Here is an 18,447-nt window from a genome sequence, read left to right on the forward strand (position 1 = left end):
GAGCGTTGCCGAGCCACGCGATGCTCGTTCCGTCTCAGCCGCGTCCGTGCTCTGCGTACGGGTTCAGCAGCGCGTCCCTGACCTCGTCGGGCACGCCCTCCTCCGTGGCGCTGGGACCGTCGGCGGCGGGGAACGACTCCGTCATCGACATCGGCATGGCGCCGTTGCGGTAGAAGTTGTTCGACCCCTGCGACGGCCGCCAGGTGTTCGGCTCCCAGTCGGGCACGTAGTTGCGATACCCACCGGTGTTGAGCTCGATGCGCAGGGTCGACGGCTCTCGGTAGTAGAGGAAGTTCTGCTCGCCGATGCCGTGGATCGATGGGCCGTACTCGATCGGAGTGCCGTTCTCCATCAACACGTCGGCGGCGATGAGCAGCTCTTCGCGCGTGTCGACCCAGAACGCGTAGTGGTTCACGCGGCCCGCTCGCGTCGAGCCGTCGAGCACGATGCCGAGGTCGTGCGACTTCTCGTTGGTGGTGATGACCGAGAACACCGAGATGGGCGCCTCGTCGAGGATCGTGCGCGCCATGATGCGGAAGCCCAGCACGTCGCTGTACCACTTCGCGAAGCCGTCGACATCGCTCGATGCGATGGTGACATGGTCGAGCTGGCGGGGTGCGCCGGCGACCTTGCTGCGGCGGTTCGGGCGGTCGGGGTAGATCGACGCGGCCTCGCCCGAGGTCTCGTGCACCTGCTCGGCGTCCCAGTGCAGCGTCATGCTGTGGCCCCAGGGACCGGTGAAGCGGTAGGCGCGGCCGATCGCATGTCCGTCGAACCATTCGCCCTCGATGCCGGCGGCCTCGACACGACGGGCAGCCTCGTCGAGCGCTTCGGCGCTCGACGTGCGCCATGCCATCGTCGCGAGCGAGGGCTCTTCGCCGGGGAGCACCACCACGCTGTAGCGGTAGTAGTCGCCCCAGCAGCGGAGGTAGACCGCGCCGTCGTGACGGTCGACGACGGTGAGGCCGACCTGGTTCACGTAGAAGTCGACGGATGCCTCGACATCGGGAGTCGTGATGGCCACGTACGACAAGTGGGAGAGGAGCTTGATCATCATCGATCCTTACGATCAGGGTGCGGCCGCGCCGCCGTTGGTTCGAGTGCGCCAGTGCGGCACTTCTCCACTGTGCGGCGGCACTGCACATCAGGGAAGCTGAATGTGTTGATGCCGCATATTCATCGCTCCGATATGTGTCGTGAGGCCGACCGTTTGGGTCATCTCCCTGCCGATCAGCATCGCCGTTCGTGATGCGGGCCATCAGGAGGGGGTCCACAGGAGACGATGGGAGCCGCTGGTGTTCGCAAGGAAGGGGTCTCCGATGAATTCGCTCGATGGACGGACGTACGTCGTGACCGGGGCCGCGTCGGGGATCGGCGCCGCGACGGTCGGCGCGCTCGCCGGCGCCGGCGCGCACGTGATCGCCGCCGATCTCACGTGGGATGACACCGCCACGACGCGCGACGGCGTCGAGCGCGTCGGTCTGGACGTCGCCGACGCCGACGGGTGGGCCGAGCTCGCCGGAGCGCATCAGCACGGTCGTTGCCGGCGGCGTCGACGGCCTCGTCAACGCCGCGGGCATCACAAGGCGCGCTCGGCTGCACGACGTGACGCCCGACGATTTCCAGAATGCGTTCGCGGTCAACGCCGCCGGGCCCGCGCTCGGGATACAGGCGCTCGCCCCGCTCATGGCGCCCGGCAGCTCCATCGTGAACGTCGGGTCGGTCGCCGGGATGATGGCGCACTACGGCATCGCCTACGGCGCGAGCAAGTGGGCGCTGCGCGGCATCACGAAGACCGCGGCGATGGAGCTCGGGCCCCGCGGCATCCGGGTCAATCTCGTGAGCCCCGGCTTCATCGAGACCCCCATGACGCACAGCGCGCCCGACGCGTTCCGCAATGTGAACCTGGAGACGACGCCACTCGGGCGCACGGGCCGGGCGGACGAGGTCGCGGCCGTGATCGTGCAGTTGCTGTCACCGGATGCCTCGTTCGTCACGGGCGCGGAGGTCGCTGTCGACGGAGGCCTCAGCGGCCATGGCGGCGGACTGCCGATCGCTCAGGCAATGGGTTTGGCGTATCCACACGAGTGATGCCGTGGATCATTGATCCGCCCTTCACTGATACCTCGGCAGGCGTTTGACTTGAGGAGCGCATCGCACTGACGCACGCGTGAATGGAGACACCCCGTGACATCGTCGTCCGACGGCCTGACCGCACTCTTCGCCCTCGTCCGCTTCCGCGCGGGCGACGGTTCCGAGGCGCAGCTCGGCCTCGTCGCGGGTGAGCGGGTGCGGCCCATCGGTCCCGACGAGCTGGGGGCATCCGATCTGAACGCCTTCCTCGCCGAGACCCCGGCTGCCTGGGAACGCCTGACGGCGGCCGCCGAGCGCGACGACGACGGATGGCGGCCTTTGGCCGGCGTCACGCTCACCGCCCCGGTGACGCCACGTCAGGTGCTGCAAGCCGGCGCCAACTACCGCACGCACGTCATCGACCTCGTCGCCGCCGGTCGCGCGAAGAACGACCCGCGCCCCATCGACGAGATCCGCGCGTGGGCGGCCGACATGATGGACCGCCGCGCCCGCGAGGGCATCCCCTACTTCTTCATCGGCCTGCCCGCCGCGGTGGTCGGCGACGACGTCGACCTCGTGCTTCCCGCGTACAGCGACCAGCACGACTGGGAGCTCGAGCTCGCCGTCGTCATCGGCAGGGAGGCGTTCCGAGTCGAGCGCGAGCACGCCATGGAGCACGTCGCCGGCTACACGATCGTGAACGACATCACGACTCGCGACCTCGTGTTCCGCGAGGACATGAAGGAGATCGGCACCGACTGGTACCGCGGCAAGAACGCGCCGGGCTTCCTGCCCGCGGGCCCGTTCCTGATCCCGGCGCCCTTCGTCGAGAACCCGGGAGACCTGCAACTGACGCTCACGCTCAACGGCGAGACGATGCAGGATGCCACGACGTCCGACCTGCTCTTCGACATTCCCGCACTCATCTCGGGCGCCTCGCAGAACATGCCGTTGCTCCCAGGCGATCTCCTGCTCACCGGCAGCCCCGCCGGCAACGGCATCGTGCACGGACGGATGCTCCGCGACGGCGACGTCATGATGGGCGTGATCGAGGGGCTCGGCGCGCAGACCGTGCGCGTCGTAGCCGAGGCGGGTGCGCGATGAGCACGCGTGCTGCCGATGCGGAGGTCGAGGAGACGCGGCAGCGCCGTCTCGAAACCTCCACCGCCCCGACCGAGGACCCGGCGGAGCTTGACCGCACCGACCCGGCCCGCCACATCGCCGCGTCCGCCGAGGCGTACCGCAACTGGAGCCGCTGGGGAGAAGACGACCGCATCGGCACCTTGAACTTCATCGGCGACGCCGAGCGCGCCCGCGCCGCCGGGCTTGTGCGGCGCGGCGCGAGCTTCTCGCTGTCGCAGCCGTTCGACATGAACGGCCCGCAGCAGGGCTGGCGCCGCCGCACGAACCCGGTGCACACGATGCTCGACACGGGCACGGATGCCGCGGCCGGCACCCAGGGCTTCCCGCACGGCATCGGCGGGGCCGACGACGTCATCGCCATGCCGCTGCAGTGCTCCACGCAATGGGACGGCCTCGGCCACATCTTCGACCGCGGTATGGCGTGGAACGGCCGACCCGCCGGGCAGGTGGTCACGAGCGACGGCGACCTCGTCACGGGCATCGAGCACGTGGCATCCGTGATCGTCGGGCGGGGCGTGCTGCTCGACGTCGGCCGGTTCCTGCGGCCGGATGCATCCGATGTCCACGCTGACGACGGTGCCGCCACGGGCGAACTGCCCGACGGGTACGCCATCACGACCGCCGAGCTCGAGGCGTGCATCGCCGCGCAGGGTGCGACGAGCGCCGTCGGGCGAGGCGACCTCGTGCTCGTGCGCACCGGGCGCTACGGCCGCGCAGTGCGCGAGGGCTGGAACGGCTATGCCGGCGGCCCGAGCGCGGGCCTGTCGTTCACGACGGCCGGCTGGCTGCACCGCACCGAGATCGCGGCGATCGCGACCGACACCTGGGGCTTCGAGGTTCGGCCGAATGAGTTCGACGACGCGTTCCAGCCGCTTCACCAGGTCGTCATCCCGAACCTCGGCCTCACGATCGGCGAGATGTGGGATCTCGAAGCGCTCGCCGCCGATTGCGCGGCCGACGGATGCTACGAGTTCCTGCTCGTGGCATCCCCCCTGCCGATCACCGGGGCCGTCGGCTCACCGGTGAACCCCATCGCCCTGAAGTAAGACCCGACTCGCATCCCAACGGAGGGATCCACTCATGACCGCAGTCTCCCGCGTCGCCATCGTCGGCTCCGGCGTCGCCGGCACCGCCGCCGCGATCCTGCTCGCCGAGGGCGGCGTCCACGTCGACGTCTTCGAGCAGAAGCCCGACCTCTCGACGCTCGGCTCAGGGATCACGCTGCAGGGCAACGCCCTGCGCGTCTTCGACAGGCTCGGCGTGTGGGAGCGGGTGAAGGAAGCCGGCTACACGTTCGACGTGCTCGGCCTCCGCGCGCCGGGGCCCGACGCCCAGGTCATCGCGCAGATCCCGGATGCGCCCACCGGCGGCCCGGAGTATCCGGCGACCCTCGGCATGTACCGCCCCGACCTCGCGCGCATCCTCGCCGATCGCGCCACGGAGCTCGGCGCCCGCATCCACTACGGCACGACCGTGACGAGCTTCACGCAGGACCCCGACGGCGTCGACGTCACGCTCTCCGACGGCTCGACCGGCCGCTACGACGTCCTCATCGGCGCCGACGGCCTGCACTCGTCCATCCGCAAGCAGCTCGGCATCGAGACCGAGCCGCAGCGCACCGGCATGGGCATCTGGCGCGCGTTCGTGCCAAGGCCCGCTGAGGTCACGCACACCGACCTCTACTACGGCGGCGGGGTGTACATCGCGGGGTACTGCCCGACGAGCGACGACATGATGTACGCCTACCTCGTCGAGCCGGCGCAGGACCGGCACCTGCTCTCGCCTGAGGAAGGTGTCGAGGTCATGAAAGAGCTCTCGCGGTCGTACGGCGGTCCGTGGAACGAGATCCGCGAGTCGCTCGGCGAGGCATCCCGCGTGAACTACACGTGGTTCACGAAGCACGTCGTGCCCGACGCGTGGAACCGCGGCCGGGTCGTGATCATCGGCGATGCCGCGCACAGCTGCCCGCCCACCATCGCCCAGGGTGCAGCGCAGGCGGCCGAGGACGCGCTGGTGCTCTCCGAGCTCCTCCTTTCACGCGACGCGATCGACCAGTCGCTCTGGGATGCGTTCCACGCCCGGCGGCTGCCGCGCGCGACCCAGGTGGTCGAGGCATCCGTGCAACTCGGGCAGTGGCAGATCGACCACGAGCAGGATGCCGATGTGCCGGGCCTCGTTCGTCGCATCGCGATGCTCGTGAGCGAGCCGGCATGAGCACCGAGACCAAGACGACCGAGCCCACCATGACCGATCCGATCGTCGACGTGCACGCGCACCTGTTGCTCCCCGCGCTGCAGCAGGCGGTCTCCGCGCGCGACCCCGAGGGCTTCGCTGCCGCGCAGGCGCTCGAGGCTCGCCGCAATGGCCCGGAGAGCCTCGCGCAGTCGGGGCGCATGATCGGCGAGCGGATGCCGCTGCTCACGTCGCTCGACGCCCGCCTCGCCGAGATGGACCGGCAGGGCGTCGACGTGCAGCTGGTGTCGCCGTCGCCGTCGCACTACTACCCGTGGGCGGGGGAGGAGCTCGCGGCCTGGGCCTCGCATGAGGCGAACCGCGCCGTCGCCGAGCACGTCGCCGGCGCGCCCGAGCGACTGCTCGGGCTCGGACTCGTGCCGCTGCAGCATCCGCACCTCGTGGTTGCGGCACTCGAGGACGCCGTGGTCGCCAACGGACTCGCCGGCGTCGAGCTCTCGTCGTTCGCGGGCGACGTCGAGCTCTCCGACGAGCGCCTCGAGCCGTTCTGGACGCGCGCCGAAGAGCTCGACGCGATCGTGTTCCTGCACCCGTTCGGCTGCAGCCTCGACGAGCGACTCGACCGGTTCTACCTCTCGAACACCGTGGGCCAGCCGGTCGAGAACGCAGTCGCCCTCTCGCACCTCATCTTCTCGGGCGTGCTCGACCGGCATCCGAGGCTGCGGCTCGTCGCCGCGCATGGCGGTGGGTACCTGCCGACGTTCCTCGGTCGCTCCGACCACGCGTGGCAGGTGCGGCCCGAGGCGCACGGATGCCGCGAGCTCCCGTCGTCGTACCTGCGCCGCCTGCGCTTCGATTCCCTCGTGCACACCCCGGGCTCGCTCCGCGCCCTCGTTGAGGCCGCGGGCGCCGACCGCGTGCTGCTCGGCACCGACTACCCGTTCGACATGGGCGTCGACGACCCGGTCGAGCGGGTGCGCGAGGTCGGACTCGCCGAGGCGGACGAGTACGCGATCCTCTCGGGGAACGCGACCGAGTTGTTCCGGGCGTTCTCGACGGCACCGGAGCCCGCATCGTGAGGATCGCCCGCTGGCGGTATGACGGCGCGATCGGCGAGGGCTTCGTCGTCGGTGACGACGCCGTGCCGTTCCCACGCGGCCTCACCGTCGCCGACGTGCTCGCCGCCGGCCTCGCCGAGCTGCCCGCGCTCGCCGAGGAGACGGATGCCGCGGCATCCGTGCCCCTCGGCGACGTCACGCTGCTCGCCCCGCTCGTGCCTATGAGCGTGCGTGACTTCGTCGCGTTCGAGGAGCACGTCGAGGGCGTCACGGCGTCGATCGACGGCGCCAGCCGCGTCGTCGACGAGTGGTACGAGTTCCCTACGTTCTACTTCACGAACCCGCACTCGATCGTCGCGACCGGTGACGAGGTGCGCCCGCCGGCGACCGGGCGCCTGGACTTCGAGCTCGAGGTGGGCGCCGTGATCGGCGGCGTCGCAGGCTCCGACGGTCGAGACTTGTCCCCTGACGAGGCCGCCGGTCACGTCTTCGGCTACACGATCTTCAACGACTGGTCGGCACGCGACATCCAGGGCCGCGAGATGAAGGTGCGCCTCGGGCCGGCTAAGGGCAAGGACTTCGCCACGACCCTCGGCCCCTGGATCGTCACGGCCGACGAGTTCGCCGGGTTGCTCGACGACGAGGGCTTCCTGCCGATCGGCATGGAGGTCTTCGTGAACGGCGATCGCATCGGTCACGACCTGCTCTCGAACATGGGCTGGCCGTTCGGCGATCTCATCGCCTACGCCTCGCGGAACTCGCGCGTCGTGCCCGGCGACGTGCTCGGGTCGGGCACCGCGGGCAACGGCGGATGCCTCGCCGAACTGTGGGGCCGAGCGGGCGAGCTCATCCCCCCGCCGCTCGCCGCGGGCGACGAGGTCGTCATGCGGGTCGAGGGCATCGGCGAGATCCGCAACACCGTCGGGCGTGCGGTCCACGTCCCCGAGATCCCCCCGGCGCGGCACCGCTCGCGGGCCCGCAGCCGAGGGTAGCTCCACCCCGTATCACCCCCATCACCCATCGATCGAGGAGTCTCAATGTCGAACACCTCCGTCCAGGCCGCACCCGGCATCCGCCGGGCCGGCGTCATCCAGGCCGTGCTGCTGCTCGCGGGCAGCTGCATGCCAGTGCTCGGGTCGGTGCTCCTGACGCCGATCCTGCCCCAGCTCTCCGCGGAGTTCGCGGATGTTGCGGGGGCCGAAGTGCTCGTGCCCCTCGTGGTCGCGATCCCGGCCCTCATGATCGCGCTCTTCGCGCCGTTCGCGGGTCAGGTCGTCGACCGCCTGGGTCGCAAGAAGCTGCTGATCGCGGCGATGTTCGTCTACTAGCTCGTCGGCATCGCGCCGATGTTCCTCGACACGCTGCCGGCGATCCTCGCCACCCGCGTCGGCGTCGGCATCACGGAGGCCGCGATCATGACGGTCTGCACCACGCTCATCGTCGACTACTGGCACGAGCAGCGGCGGCGCGCGAAGTACCTCGGCCTGCAGACCGTCGTGACGACACTCTCTGCCACCGCGTTCATCGCGATCGGCGGCGCGGTGGGCGCCGCGGGCTGGCGTACGCCCTTCTGGATCTATCTCGCCGCGGCGATCATCGCCGTGCCCATGATCGTCCTGCTCTGGGAACCGAACCGAGCGGATGCCATCGATGCGCACCTCCGGGCCGAGAAGGCGCGGATCCCGTGGCGCCGGCTCGCGCTGCCGCTCGTCGTCGGGCTCTTCGGCGGATTCACGTTCTACGTGCTCATCATCGAGGCCGGCTATCTCCTCGTCGGAGCAGGCGTCGCGCCGACGGACACGCCCACGATCGGGGGCATCGCCGCGGTCGCATCGCTCGCCACGGCCGCCGGAGCCTTCACCTTCTCGCGGATCGCCAAGGTCGGGCCGCGGTCGCTCCTGCCCGTCGCGTTCGGCCTGCAGGCCGCCGGAATGCTCATCATCTGGCTGATCGGCGGCGTTCCCGGCGTCGCGGCCGGGGCGATCGTGGGCGGCGCGGGTTCCGGCCTCCTGCTGCCGACGATGCTCACGTGGGCGCTCGCCTCGATCCGCTTCGACGAGCGCGGCCGCGCCACGGGACTGTGGACCTCGGCGTTCTTCTTCGGCCAATTCCTGACGCCGATCATCATGGGCGCGCTCACGGCCACGGTCGGCGGTTCTCTGCCCGTGGCGGTCGGCGCGGTCGGCATCGCGTGCGCGGTCGCGGCGATCCTGCTCGGTTTCGGGCTCCGGCGAGTCGCGGCGGCGAGCGTGGAGGAGATTCCCGTGGCGGCGTGACGTCCGCTCAGGCGGTCGCCTCGCCCAAGCCGGTCGTGGCCTCGGCCGCGAGGGTGCGCAACCACTCGTGCTCGGGGTCGCGTCGGTGCACCGGATGCCACCACATCGCGTTGTGGATCGGGATCGCGTCGAACGGCGGCTCGTACACCCGCACGCCGACCGTGTTGCGGGCGTACTCGGCGAGGCCCGCCTGCACGAGCCCCAGGCGGTCGGTGCCGGCGATGAACATCGGCAGTGCGAGGAAGCTCTCGACCACCGCCTCGACCCGGGGTTCGATCCCGAGCTGCTGGATCTGCCGGGTCGCTGACGTGAACGCCGACCGTGACTGGTAGGTGAACACCCAGGGCAATCGAGCGACGTTCTCCAGCGTGACGACCTCGCCGATGGCCGGGTTGTCCTCGGCCGCGATGACGACCCAGCTGTCGGTCCAGAGGTCGGTGAACGGCAGGTCGGTCAGGAACCCGTGCGGCATCAGCAGTGCGTCGGCGCCGCGCAGCCGGTTGACGGCGTCCTCGACGATCTGCGGATTGTGGAGCATGAATCGAAAGCGGACGCCGGGAGCACGTTCCGCCGCGAGTGACGCCAGACGGCGGCCCGTCGTCGAGAAGCTGTAGTCCGAGCCGAAGATCGCGAACTCACGCGTCGACTGCCTCGGGTCCCACTCGGCTTGGCTCTCGAAGACCCGCCGCGCGGCATCCAGTGCCGCGGCGGTGTGTTCGGAGAGACGCGAGGCGAGCGGGGTGAGCTCGTAGCTGTTGCCGGTGCGCGCGAGGATCGGATCGTTGAAGTGCGTGCGCAGGCGGGCGAGCGAGGCGCTGAGCGCGGGCTGGCTCAGGTGGAGGCGATCGGCCGCGCGGGTCACGCTGCGCTCGGTGAGGAGGGCATCGAGCGAGACGAGCAGGTTGAGATCGAGCCGGGAGAGCGGGGGCTGGTCGGACACGTCGTTGTGTTCCTTCGGTCGTCTGGGGGGTTTCCAGTCTATCAACGTCGTCGATCCCAACCCTAGGAGTATCGCATCGGCTGATGATCGATCGCAGGCGCACCTGGTGACGCGGGCGGGCGTCGCGAGCTAACCCCTCCCATACTTGCCCGGGAGGAGCTCACTGATCGGGCGCTTCGTGTGCCGCCCATCGTCGTCGTGCATCAGCACGCTGGCATCGGGTGCGTAGTCGGAGATGAGCTCGCGGCACATTCCGCAGGGAGGCACCATGGTGATCCGCCCGTCGGTGTGATGGAAGACGGCGACGATCGTGTCGATGTCGGAACTGCCGTGCTCGCTCACCGCGCGACCGAGCGCCACGGCTTCTGCGCAGACGGCGATCCGGCCGACGTACGCCTCGAGGTGCACTCCTGAGACGACCGTTCCATCGCGGAGCCGCAAGGCTGCGCCCACCTCGTGCCAGTCGGGGACGAATCGTGAGGCGATCGCGAGCTTCGCGGCCGCAATCAGCGTTTCGTCCTCACGGGAGAGGTCGCTCGGTTCGCTCGCTGTCGTCATCGTGTCCGCCCTTCGTCGCGACGCGCAGTCTCGACCTTCTCGCGCGATCTGTCAAGCACTAGGGGTGGCCGAAACGGGGTGCTACCGTCGCCTGCATCGGCTCCCCTGGACCCTGGGAACCCGCGAGCCCGAACCCGCTCGAACCCAGGGGAACATCATGGAACGAATTCACTACGGAAGCCACGTCTTCCACACTGGAACCGAGATCGCCGGCGCAGTGCTCGACTATGCCGGACTGCTTGCCGCCGCCGGCAGGTTCGCGACGATCGACATGCCGATCGTCGACGTCGACGGCGGGCCGTCGCGAGCCAGGCTGCTCCTCGGCCCGTCGATGCCGATCGCGAGCGAGTCGATGCCCGACGTGGGGGCGGAGTTCCGCGATGAGGGCGCTCTGGAGGCCCTCCGCGGCGCCGCCCGGCAGCTGTCGCCTCCGACGATGCGGGCGGCGGCTCCTGCGTCGATTGATCGTCGGAAGTCGTCGATGATCGACGACTGGCTTGAGCTCGAAGCGTACTGATCGGCACCGATCGGCTCGACGCCGTCAGATCGGCACCGATCAGCTCGACGCCGTCAGAAGATGACGGTGCGGTCGACCAGCTGCCGCGCCACCAGGGCGAGCGGCAGCTGGTTCGACCGTGCGTGGCTGCGCAGCAACGTGAACGCCTCGTCCATCGACACTCCGTGCGTGTACGCGAGGATGCCCTTCGCCTGCTCGATCGTGACTCGCGAGTTCAGTGCGTGCTGCAGCTGTTCGCGAGCTGCGTCGCTCGCCCTGAGCGTGCGCTCGTGAAGGATGCCGATGGTCGCGACATCCGCGAGCGCCCTGGCGGCACGGAGGTCGCGGTCGCTCAGGATGCCTCCTCCGTTCTCGAAGAGATTGAGCGCGCCGATCGTGGTCTCGCGCAGTCGAAGCGGAACCGCGTGCACCGCGGTGAATCCCTCCTTTCGGGCCGCCGTGCGGAACGGCTCCCACTCGGACGGACCCTGCTCGATGTCGGTGATGGAGATGACCGTGCCGGTGCGGAAGCTCTCGATGCAGGGCCCCGCCTCGGCGCTCAGTTGCATCGCCTCGACGAGCCGGCTCTCCTCGCTCGTCGACACGAGCACCTCGAGGTCGCCGGCGCCATCGGCGAGGAGCAGCCCGGCCGCTGCGATCTCGAATGTCGAGACACACGTGTCGACGAGCGTCTGGAGCAGGTCGACGACGTCGTAGTCGTCGATGAGGGTGTCGGCGAGGGTGGTGAACACGTCGACGAGTCGTTCCTCGCGCGTGAGCTCGCTCATCGTTCCACCTCGATCGAGTTGTCGGTGAGTTCGAAGGTGAGACGGCTTTGGATGAGGTCTTCGGCGATCTCGTGCATCGAACGGCCCTGTGAGAACGCCTGGCCCTGGATCAGGAGGTGGGCGTCTTCAGCGGAGATGCCCAATTGGGCGATGACGAACCCCGTGGCCTGATGGATGATGCGGCGCGAGTTGGGGGCGTTGTCCTCTGAATCGGTCACGCCTGACTCGCGCAGAGCGCGTCGCAGCACGTGCCGGCTCACGATCGAGGCGAAGACCTCGGTGCGCTTCGCATCCCGCGATCCGAGTTCCATGGGTTGCACGGCGTACAGGTCGAGCGCGCCGATGCGCAGGGGGCCGATGATGAGCGGAAATGCGAACAGCGAGCGAATCGGTTGTGCAGACAGGGCCTCGGAGAATGCCGGCCAGCGAGCCATCGTGGACCTGAAGTCGGGATGGAGCGCCGGCAACCCGGTCGCGAGCGCGTCCCAGCAGGGGCCCTCGCCGAGGTCGAACTGCACCTCGTCGATTCGGGCGGCAATGGAGTCACTCGCAGTGACCGTCTCCGACCCGAGGAAATCGCCGAGGGTGGAGATGGCCGCGCCCGTGACCGGGATGACGTCGAGGATCGGCAGGGTCAGCGACGAGCTGTCGCCGTCCATCTGCGACAGGGCGTCTGCTGCGGCGGCGAAGCGATCAGCCATGATCGCCACCGAACCCGGTCTCGGTGATGCGCGAGGACGTGGTCACGTCGCGATCGTCCATACGGAAGACGTTACTCCGCGGATCGGCGGGGAAACCGGCAGGTTGCCGCGAATTCCCGGTGCGACGCGGGTGGACTCAGACGAACGCGAGGGAACCGTCGGGGCGGAGCGGGACGCGACGATCCCAGCGGACGTAGTCGTCGGTGGCCAGTGCTTCCTCATCGATGTCGACACCCCAGCCTGGGCGATCGGGTCGCAGGTCGAGATGACCATCGACGGGCACGTACGGGTCGGGGCACCAACTGGTCGGGTCGGGCTTGTACTCGAGCAGGGCGAAGTTGCTGCACGCGGCTGCGAAGTGCACGTTGTGCGCGGTCGCCAAGGGGCCCATCGGATTGTGCGGCGAGACCGTGACGAAGTGCGCCTCGGCGATCGTCGCGATCCTGCGCATCTGGGAGAGCCCTCCGACGACGCAGATGTCGGGTTGCACGATGTCGGCTCCGCCGGCGGCAAGGAGCGCCAGGAACTCGTTCGGCGAATAGAGGCTCTCGCCGGTGGCGAGCGGCACCGTCAACTCCGAGCGCAGGCGCGACCATGCGGGAATGTGCTCGGGGCGGATCGGCTCCTCGATGAACAGCGGCTCCCAAGGCGCGAGGGCGTTTCCGAGCTGAACCGCCTTGATCGGCTCGAAGATCTTCGCGTGCGCGTCGAACGCGAAGTCCCATGCGTTGTTGCAGGTCTCGCGGATGGCGCGGAAGTAGTCGGCCGACTCCCTCACCACGTCGCCCCAGCGCCGGTCGTGGAGGTCGCCGCGATACGGGTGCAACTTGAACGCCGTGAAGCCGTTCGACTCATGGAGCTCGTCGGTGAGGTCGCGGCACTCCACGGGATCAGGCGCTGCGTACAGCCCGCAGTAAAGAGGAACGCGGTCACGTACGGCACCGCCGAGCAACGCGTAGACGGGGACGCCGAGCGCCTTCGCCGAAATATCCCAGAGGGCGTGGTCGATCGCGGCGATCGCCGCCAGTCCGATCGCGCCCTGAGGGAAGCGCATCGTGCGCAACAGCAGCTGGTTCAGGTATTCGACGCGCGTCGGATCCTTGCCCACGAGGAAGTCGAAGAGGTAGTCGAGGTAGGGGACCAGGGCGTGGTCGGGGCCATGGTTGTACGCCTCGCCCCATCCGTCGATCCCCTCGTCGGTGCGCACCCGCACGAGGAGACGCGGCCGGTCGCCGACGCGCTGCATGTAGGTGGAGAGCCCGACGATCCTCATGCGGGCATCGGCTCCGTCAGCCGCGGGGTTCCGCAGTCGAGATCGAACTCGGTGCCCCAATCGACGAGGATGCCCGCAACCTCGGTTCGACCGTCGGCATCCAGTTCACTGCTGGGCGCCCGCACCTCTCTGGAGCAGAGCCCGAGCTGGTACAGCGCTTCTTTGATGACGCTGACATTGTTGGCCGAGGTGTGCTCGGCGCGAAGCTGCTCGAATCGGTCGATCCGCCCGCTCAACTGCGCTGCGCGAACGAGGTCGCCGCGTTTCAGGCTGGCGAGCAGTTCGAGCGACAGGCCGGGATTCACGTTCACGAGTCCGGACGTGAAGCCGACCGCACCATGCACCGCGTACGAGAGCGCGTACGGCTCGGCGAGGCCGGCGATCCACGTGAGCTCGTCGGCGCCGGTCGCCTGGCGAATGCGGGCGAAGGCGACGGCATCGGGCACGGCGTACTTGACGCCGACGAGATTGGGTGCCCGGTCGAGCAGTTCGCGCAACATGTCGGCCGTGACCCAGGTATTGCGGACGTAGAGAACCATGCCCATGTGACGGAGCGCCGCGGCGATGGTCGCGTGATAATCGACCCAACCTGCCTTCGAGACATACGGATGCACCGGCTGGTGGATCATGGCGAACTCGGCCCCGTGCTCGGCTGCGACGGTGCCCTCCGCGATCGCCGTCGGGATGTCGTGGCCGATGCCGGCGACGATCGCGGTACTCGCGCCCAGCACGTCGCCGGTTGCGCGAAGAAGGTCGCGCCGCTCTTCGGGGGTCAGCGCGTAGAACTCGCTCGTGTTGCCGTTGGGCGTGACCACGTGAACTCCGGCGTCGACGATCCTGCGCAGGATCACCCCGTATCGATCGAGGTCGACGTCGCCTCGGGAGAAGGGAGTGACCGGTATCGCGACGACGTCGGCGAGCACCGACGCGGTGCCGGTCATCGCTTGCTCGCCAGTTCGGCGAGCGCCCGCTCTTCGAACGACCGGATGTGCTGGAGCACGAGGGCGGCCGCGCCGGGGCCGTCGCCGGCTTTCGCGGCCGCCAGGATCGCGGCATGCTCGGCCGCCTCGGGCTCCCAGGTCGGCCGGATCGTCCAGGCGGTGATCGTGATCAGGGTGACCTGATCACGCAGCCCGTCGAGCATGCTCGTGAGGAGCGGGTTGCCGCTGTTGGAGTACAAGAGCTGGTGGAAGTCGCGATTCGCGATGCTGCGATCCGTGCCGTCGACGGCGCCGTCGGCGACGGCCAGGCTCTGCTCCGCGGCCTCGACGTCGAAGCCGTTCGCAACCGTGCGTTCCACGGCCACCGGCTCGAGCAGCGCGCGCACGTCGAAGACGCTGTGGGCGGTGGACTCGTCGATCACGCGTACCACGGCGCCTCGGTAGTCGCTCATGGTCACGAGCCCTGCGCCCGCGAGGATCTTGAGGGCCTCGCGAACGGGGGTCTTCGACAAGCCGAACGAGCCGGCGAGGTCGGCCTCGATGAGTTGTCGACCAGCGGGAAGCTCGCCGGAGAGGATCGCCCGTCGTAGGGCGTCGACCACCATTCCCGTGCGTGAGATCGGGGTGATGGTCCCGACTGCGCCGTCAGATCTCATGTGCTGCCTTTCCTCAAGTAGACGTTACCACGTTATCTCATATCTCATATATGATCGACCCGTGCCTCAGCCAGTTGGGGCTGCCCCGGCTACGACAGCCGGGAGCCGACCGAAAGGAAACGCAATGAAGCGTCGCAGTAATCTCCCGGAACCCCGGTCCGGGAGGGCGGGCCGCCGTGCCCGATCGGCCATCGCCGCGTTCGTCCTCGGCGCCGTCACCCTTGGCGCCGCGGGGTGCGCGGCCCCGTCACCCGCCGACGACGAGAACATCGTCCTGGAGCTCTGGGACACCGACACGCGCCCCGCTCGCGCCGAGAACCTCGAGAAGCTCATCGACATGTTCGAGGCCGAGAACCCGAACATCACCATTGAGTACCTCGGCCTGCCGACCGACTCGTACATGCAGAAGATCAGCACGGCGATCGCGACGAACTCCACGCCCGACCTGTTGACGCCCAAGGCGTCGGACATTGCCGCGCTCGTTGCGCAGGAGGCCCTCGCGCCACTCGACGAGCGCTTCGAGCAGGGCGGCTGGGAGGACGAGATCGACCCCTCGATGGTCGAGTCCTCCAAGGCGGCGTCGCCGGATGGCTCCCTCTACCTGACCCCAGCCACGAGTCTTGCCGACGTGATCTACTACCGTCCCGATCTGTTCGAGGCGGCGGGCCTGGATGCCCCCGAGAGCTGGGATGACTTCTTCGCCGACGCGGTCGAGTTGACCGATCCGGCGACCGGACGATTCGGATACACCATTCGCGGCGGCGCGGGATTCTTCTCGCAGTTCGTGCAGATGGTGTATCCGCAGGCCGGCATCGACACGTTCTTCCTGGAAGACGGCACGTCCACCCTCGACGACCCGGCGGTCGCCGAGGCCACGCAGCGGTACGTCGACCTGTACCGGAAGGCGACGGCCGAGAGCGACCTCACCGCGGACTTCAAGGTGATGGTCGCCCAGTTCGGCTCGGGCAACACCGGAATGCTGAGCCACAGTGTCGGTTCCTACCCCGACCACGTCAAGGCGCTGGGCGCCGACGCCGTCGCAGCGGTCGTGCCGTTCCCGTCGGAAGACGGCGAGCACGTGCTCACCGGCCGCATGACCACAGGCTTCGCCATGTTCGAGGCCAGCGAGCATCAGGATGCCGCGTGGAAGTTCCTCGAGTTCACGATGAGCGAAGAGGGCAACAGCTTCTGGGCCGAGGCCTCGGGATACATTCCGGGCAACCTCGCAGTGCAATCCGAGCCGTGGGTGGCCGAGAACCCGGCCATCGCGGTGGCGGCCGAGGCTGGATCGAATCCCGATGCGACGGTGCTGCAGCAGCCGTTCTATCTGCCCGAGTTCAACTCGATCACCTCCACCGACATGCTGCCCCAGTGGCAGGCCGTGCTGCAGGGCGATCTCTCGGTCGAGGATTTCCTCGGCGACGCAGCAAAGGCGCTCACCGATGCCCAGCAGCGCTACCTCGCCTCCCAGTAGCCGGCCCCAGCGGGGCGACGGCCACACGCCGCCCCGCTGCCCGATCCGAAGGTCGTCATGACCAGTTCCACACTTTCAAGGTCCGCCATCTCCGCACTGCCCGCGCGCAGGCGAGCGCCGGCGACCCGCTGGTACCCCTACCTCCTCATCGCGCCGGCCGCGCTGCTCGTGATCGTGTTCCTGGTGTACCCGGTCGGCAGCGTCTTCTACTACAGCCTCCAGCACTACAACATCACCCAGCCGTGGACCGACGGCTTCGCGGGGCTCGACAACTTCATCGCGATGGGCCAGGACCCGCTGTTCTGGCGCAGCCTCGTGTTCACCGGTCAATGGGTACTCGTCGAGGTCGCCCTGCAGTTCGTCCTCGGGTTGGGGCTCGCCCTGCTCATCAACCAGACCTTCGCCGGGCGCGCCGTGGTGCGGTCGCTCGTCTTCTCGCCGTGGGCAGTGTCGGGCATCCTCACGACGACGATCTGGATCCTGATCTACAACCCGTCGACCGGCGTGGGGCGCTATCTCGCCGAGGTCGGCCTCGTGCCGTTCGGCTCCTCGCTGCTGTCGGGCGCCGGAACGACGTTCTGGGCCGTCATCCTCGCCGAGCTCTGGAAAGGCGCGCCGTTCTTCGCGATCCTCATCCTCGCCGACCTGCAATCGGTGCGGACCGAGCTCTATGAGGCGGCGGAGGTCGATGGTGCCGGACGGATTCGCAAGTTCGCCTCGATCACGTGGCCGCACATCCGCTCTGCCGTCGTCATCGCGACCCTGCTGCGCGCCGTGTGGGAGTTCAACAACGTCGACCTGCTCTACACGCTCACCGGCGGTGGCCCGGCAAGCTCGACGACGACCCTGCCGCTCTACGTCGCGCAGACCGCGATCCACGATCGGGACTTCGGGTATGGGTCAGCCCTCACCGTCGTCGCCTTCATCATCCTGACCGTGTTCTCGGTCGTCTATCTGCGGGCCAACCGCTTCGGGAGGGAAGACGCATGACCGGCCTCGCCTCTGCAACGACCACTCGTTCCGCCGCCTCGTCTGCCACGACCACGCTGCGGAAACGCCGCAGCAGGACGTCGGCGACCGATCGCGTCCTGCTCGTCGTGCCCCTGGTGCTCTATCTGGCCTTCACCCTGGTGCCGTTCTACTGGATGCTGTTGTTCGCGTTCCGCCCCGCCGGGTCTACCGCACTCGTGCCATGGCCCATCACGTTCGACAACTTCGCCACTGTGTGGAACGGTTCGGGCTTCGGCATCTACTTCCAGAACAGCATCCTGGTGGCCGTCGCGAGCCTCATCGTGTCGACCGTCATCGCCCTGCTCGGCGGCTACGCACTCGCACGATTCCCCTTCCGCGGGAAGGCCGTGTTCGTGCTGGCGATGCTCTGCACCCAGTTCATTCCGGGTGCGATGATGCTCATCCCGCTGTTCCAGATCTTCAACGGACTCGGCCTCACCGACAACCTCTGGAGCCTCATCATCTCCGACACGGTGTTCCACCTGCCGCTGTCGCTCGTGCTCATGGCCGGCTTCATCCGGAATGTGCCGATGGAGCTGGAGGAGGCGGCATGGGTCGACGGATGCAGCCGCATCGAGGCGTTCCGGCTCGTCATCCTTCCGCTCCTGCGGCCGGGCATCGTCGCAGTCGGCTCGTTCGCCTTCATCAGCGCTTGGAACAACTTCCTGTTCGCCATCATGTTCCTGAGCAGCCAGGACCAGTTCACCATCCCGGTCGGCCTCAGCTACCTGCTCGGCGAGTTCGGCACGGACTTCGGAGCCCTCGCCGCTGGAGGCGTCATCGCCATCATCCCGGTGGTCGCGATCTTCGCCTACGTGCAGCGATTCCTGGTCCAAGGCCTGAGCGCCGGCGCGGTGAAGGGGTGA

At 68.6% G+C, this 18,447-nt stretch carries 20 protein-coding genes; 12 read left to right on the plus strand and 8 right to left on the minus strand.

The window, feature by feature from the left end:
- Nucleotides 1-34: 34 nt before the first annotated feature.
- Nucleotides 35-1,054, minus strand: a complete 1,020-nt coding sequence (locus tag QFZ29_RS00640) for a VOC family protein (protein WP_306892312.1) — start codon at nucleotides 1,052-1,054, stop codon at nucleotides 35-37.
- Between the two features lie 386 nt (nucleotides 1,055-1,440).
- On the opposite strand from QFZ29_RS00640, the gene QFZ29_RS00645 reads away from it, so the two are divergent.
- The 8 genes from QFZ29_RS00645 (at nucleotide 1,441) to QFZ29_RS00680 (ending at nucleotide 8,743) form a co-directional block, all read left to right on the plus strand.
- On the plus strand, nucleotides 1,441-2,091 hold the full coding sequence (locus QFZ29_RS00645; protein ID WP_306892313.1) for an SDR family oxidoreductase: 651 nt from the start codon (nucleotides 1,441-1,443) through the stop codon (nucleotides 2,089-2,091).
- A gap of 96 nt (nucleotides 2,092-2,187) precedes the next feature.
- Complete coding sequence (locus QFZ29_RS00650; RefSeq protein WP_306892314.1) at nucleotides 2,188-3,177, plus strand: fumarylacetoacetate hydrolase family protein; 990 nt, start codon at nucleotides 2,188-2,190, stop codon at nucleotides 3,175-3,177.
- Nucleotides 3,174-4,262: a cyclase family protein gene (locus QFZ29_RS00655; protein WP_306892315.1), complete on the plus strand. Its 1,089-nt coding sequence runs from the start codon at nucleotides 3,174-3,176 to the stop codon at nucleotides 4,260-4,262. The genes QFZ29_RS00650 and QFZ29_RS00655 overlap by 4 nt, the downstream gene beginning before the upstream one ends.
- Before the next feature lie 34 nt (nucleotides 4,263-4,296).
- Entirely contained in the window at nucleotides 4,297-5,430 is a 1,134-nt protein-coding gene (locus QFZ29_RS00660) for an FAD-dependent oxidoreductase (RefSeq protein WP_306892316.1), read from the plus strand.
- Nucleotides 5,427-6,488, plus strand: a complete 1,062-nt coding sequence (locus tag QFZ29_RS00665; protein WP_306892317.1) for an amidohydrolase family protein — start codon at nucleotides 5,427-5,429, stop codon at nucleotides 6,486-6,488. The genes QFZ29_RS00660 and QFZ29_RS00665 overlap by 4 nt, the downstream gene beginning before the upstream one ends.
- Nucleotides 6,482-7,459, plus strand: coding sequence for a fumarylacetoacetate hydrolase family protein (locus QFZ29_RS00670; RefSeq protein ID WP_306896553.1), 978 nt, complete (start codon nucleotides 6,482-6,484; stop codon nucleotides 7,457-7,459). Before QFZ29_RS00665 ends, QFZ29_RS00670 begins: the two co-directional genes overlap by 7 nt.
- Nucleotides 7,460-7,504: 45 nt before the next feature.
- Nucleotides 7,505-7,795 carry a hypothetical protein gene (locus tag QFZ29_RS00675; protein WP_306892318.1) on the plus strand — a complete coding sequence of 97 codons (291 nt, stop codon included), beginning with the start codon at nucleotides 7,505-7,507 and terminating at the stop codon, nucleotides 7,793-7,795.
- An 18-nt stretch (nucleotides 7,796-7,813) separates the two neighbouring features.
- The gene (locus QFZ29_RS00680; RefSeq protein WP_306892319.1) at nucleotides 7,814-8,743 is read left to right on the plus strand and encodes an MFS transporter; all 930 of its coding nucleotides are present in this window, start codon (nucleotides 7,814-7,816) and stop codon (nucleotides 8,741-8,743) included.
- A 7-nt stretch (nucleotides 8,744-8,750) separates the two neighbouring features.
- Here the strand turns inward: QFZ29_RS00680 and QFZ29_RS00685 are convergent, their stop codons facing one another.
- Together QFZ29_RS00685 and QFZ29_RS00690 are read right to left on the minus strand one after the other, a co-directional pair.
- Nucleotides 8,751-9,683, minus strand: coding sequence for a LysR family transcriptional regulator (locus QFZ29_RS00685; protein ID WP_306892320.1), 933 nt, complete (start codon nucleotides 9,681-9,683; stop codon nucleotides 8,751-8,753).
- A gap of 129 nt (nucleotides 9,684-9,812) precedes the next feature.
- Complete coding sequence (locus QFZ29_RS00690) at nucleotides 9,813-10,241, minus strand: cytidine deaminase (RefSeq protein WP_306892321.1); 429 nt, start codon at nucleotides 10,239-10,241, stop codon at nucleotides 9,813-9,815.
- 157 nt (nucleotides 10,242-10,398) lie between these two features.
- Between QFZ29_RS00690 and QFZ29_RS00695 the strand changes: the two genes are divergently transcribed.
- On the plus strand, nucleotides 10,399-10,758 hold the full coding sequence (locus QFZ29_RS00695) for a hypothetical protein (RefSeq protein WP_306892322.1): 360 nt from the start codon (nucleotides 10,399-10,401) through the stop codon (nucleotides 10,756-10,758).
- A 53-nt stretch (nucleotides 10,759-10,811) separates the two neighbouring features.
- Here the strand turns inward: QFZ29_RS00695 and QFZ29_RS00700 are convergent, their stop codons facing one another.
- The 5 genes from QFZ29_RS00700 to QFZ29_RS00720 all read right to left on the minus strand — a co-directional run bounded on the left by QFZ29_RS00700 (nucleotide 10,812) and on the right by QFZ29_RS00720 (nucleotide 15,096).
- Nucleotides 10,812-11,525 (minus strand): GAF and ANTAR domain-containing protein, encoded by a 714-nt coding sequence (locus QFZ29_RS00700; RefSeq protein ID WP_306892323.1) that lies wholly within the window; start codon nucleotides 11,523-11,525, stop codon nucleotides 10,812-10,814.
- Complete coding sequence (locus QFZ29_RS00705; RefSeq protein ID WP_306892324.1) at nucleotides 11,522-12,226, minus strand: GAF and ANTAR domain-containing protein; 705 nt, start codon at nucleotides 12,224-12,226, stop codon at nucleotides 11,522-11,524. Before QFZ29_RS00705 ends, QFZ29_RS00700 begins: the two co-directional genes overlap by 4 nt.
- A 136-nt stretch (nucleotides 12,227-12,362) precedes the next feature.
- On the minus strand, nucleotides 12,363-13,499 hold the full coding sequence (locus tag QFZ29_RS00710; RefSeq protein ID WP_306892325.1) for a mandelate racemase/muconate lactonizing enzyme family protein: 1,137 nt from the start codon (nucleotides 13,497-13,499) through the stop codon (nucleotides 12,363-12,365).
- Nucleotides 13,496-14,440: a dihydrodipicolinate synthase family protein gene (locus QFZ29_RS00715; RefSeq protein ID WP_306892326.1), complete on the minus strand. Its 945-nt coding sequence runs from the start codon at nucleotides 14,438-14,440 to the stop codon at nucleotides 13,496-13,498. The genes QFZ29_RS00710 and QFZ29_RS00715 overlap by 4 nt, the downstream gene beginning before the upstream one ends.
- Nucleotides 14,437-15,096 (minus strand): GntR family transcriptional regulator, encoded by a 660-nt coding sequence (locus tag QFZ29_RS00720; protein ID WP_306892327.1) that lies wholly within the window; start codon nucleotides 15,094-15,096, stop codon nucleotides 14,437-14,439. Before QFZ29_RS00720 ends, QFZ29_RS00715 begins: the two co-directional genes overlap by 4 nt.
- Nucleotides 15,097-15,220: 124 nt before the next feature.
- Between QFZ29_RS00720 and QFZ29_RS00725 the strand changes: the two genes are divergently transcribed.
- Genes QFZ29_RS00725 through QFZ29_RS00735 form a run of 3 tightly spaced genes read left to right on the plus strand, consistent with a single transcriptional unit; the run spans nucleotide 15,221 to nucleotide 18,447 of the window.
- Complete coding sequence (locus tag QFZ29_RS00725) at nucleotides 15,221-16,570, plus strand: ABC transporter substrate-binding protein (RefSeq protein ID WP_306892328.1); 1,350 nt, start codon at nucleotides 15,221-15,223, stop codon at nucleotides 16,568-16,570.
- Between the two features lie 57 nt (nucleotides 16,571-16,627).
- Nucleotides 16,628-17,560, plus strand: coding sequence for a carbohydrate ABC transporter permease (locus tag QFZ29_RS00730; protein WP_306892329.1), 933 nt, complete (start codon nucleotides 16,628-16,630; stop codon nucleotides 17,558-17,560).
- The gene (locus QFZ29_RS00735; RefSeq protein ID WP_306892330.1) at nucleotides 17,557-18,447 is read left to right on the plus strand and encodes a carbohydrate ABC transporter permease; all 891 of its coding nucleotides are present in this window, start codon (nucleotides 17,557-17,559) and stop codon (nucleotides 18,445-18,447) included. Before QFZ29_RS00730 ends, QFZ29_RS00735 begins: the two co-directional genes overlap by 4 nt.

Origin of the sequence: Agromyces albus, from assembly GCF_030815405.1 — a bacterium.
Taxonomy (GTDB): domain Bacteria; phylum Actinomycetota; class Actinomycetes; order Actinomycetales; family Microbacteriaceae; genus Agromyces; species Agromyces albus_A.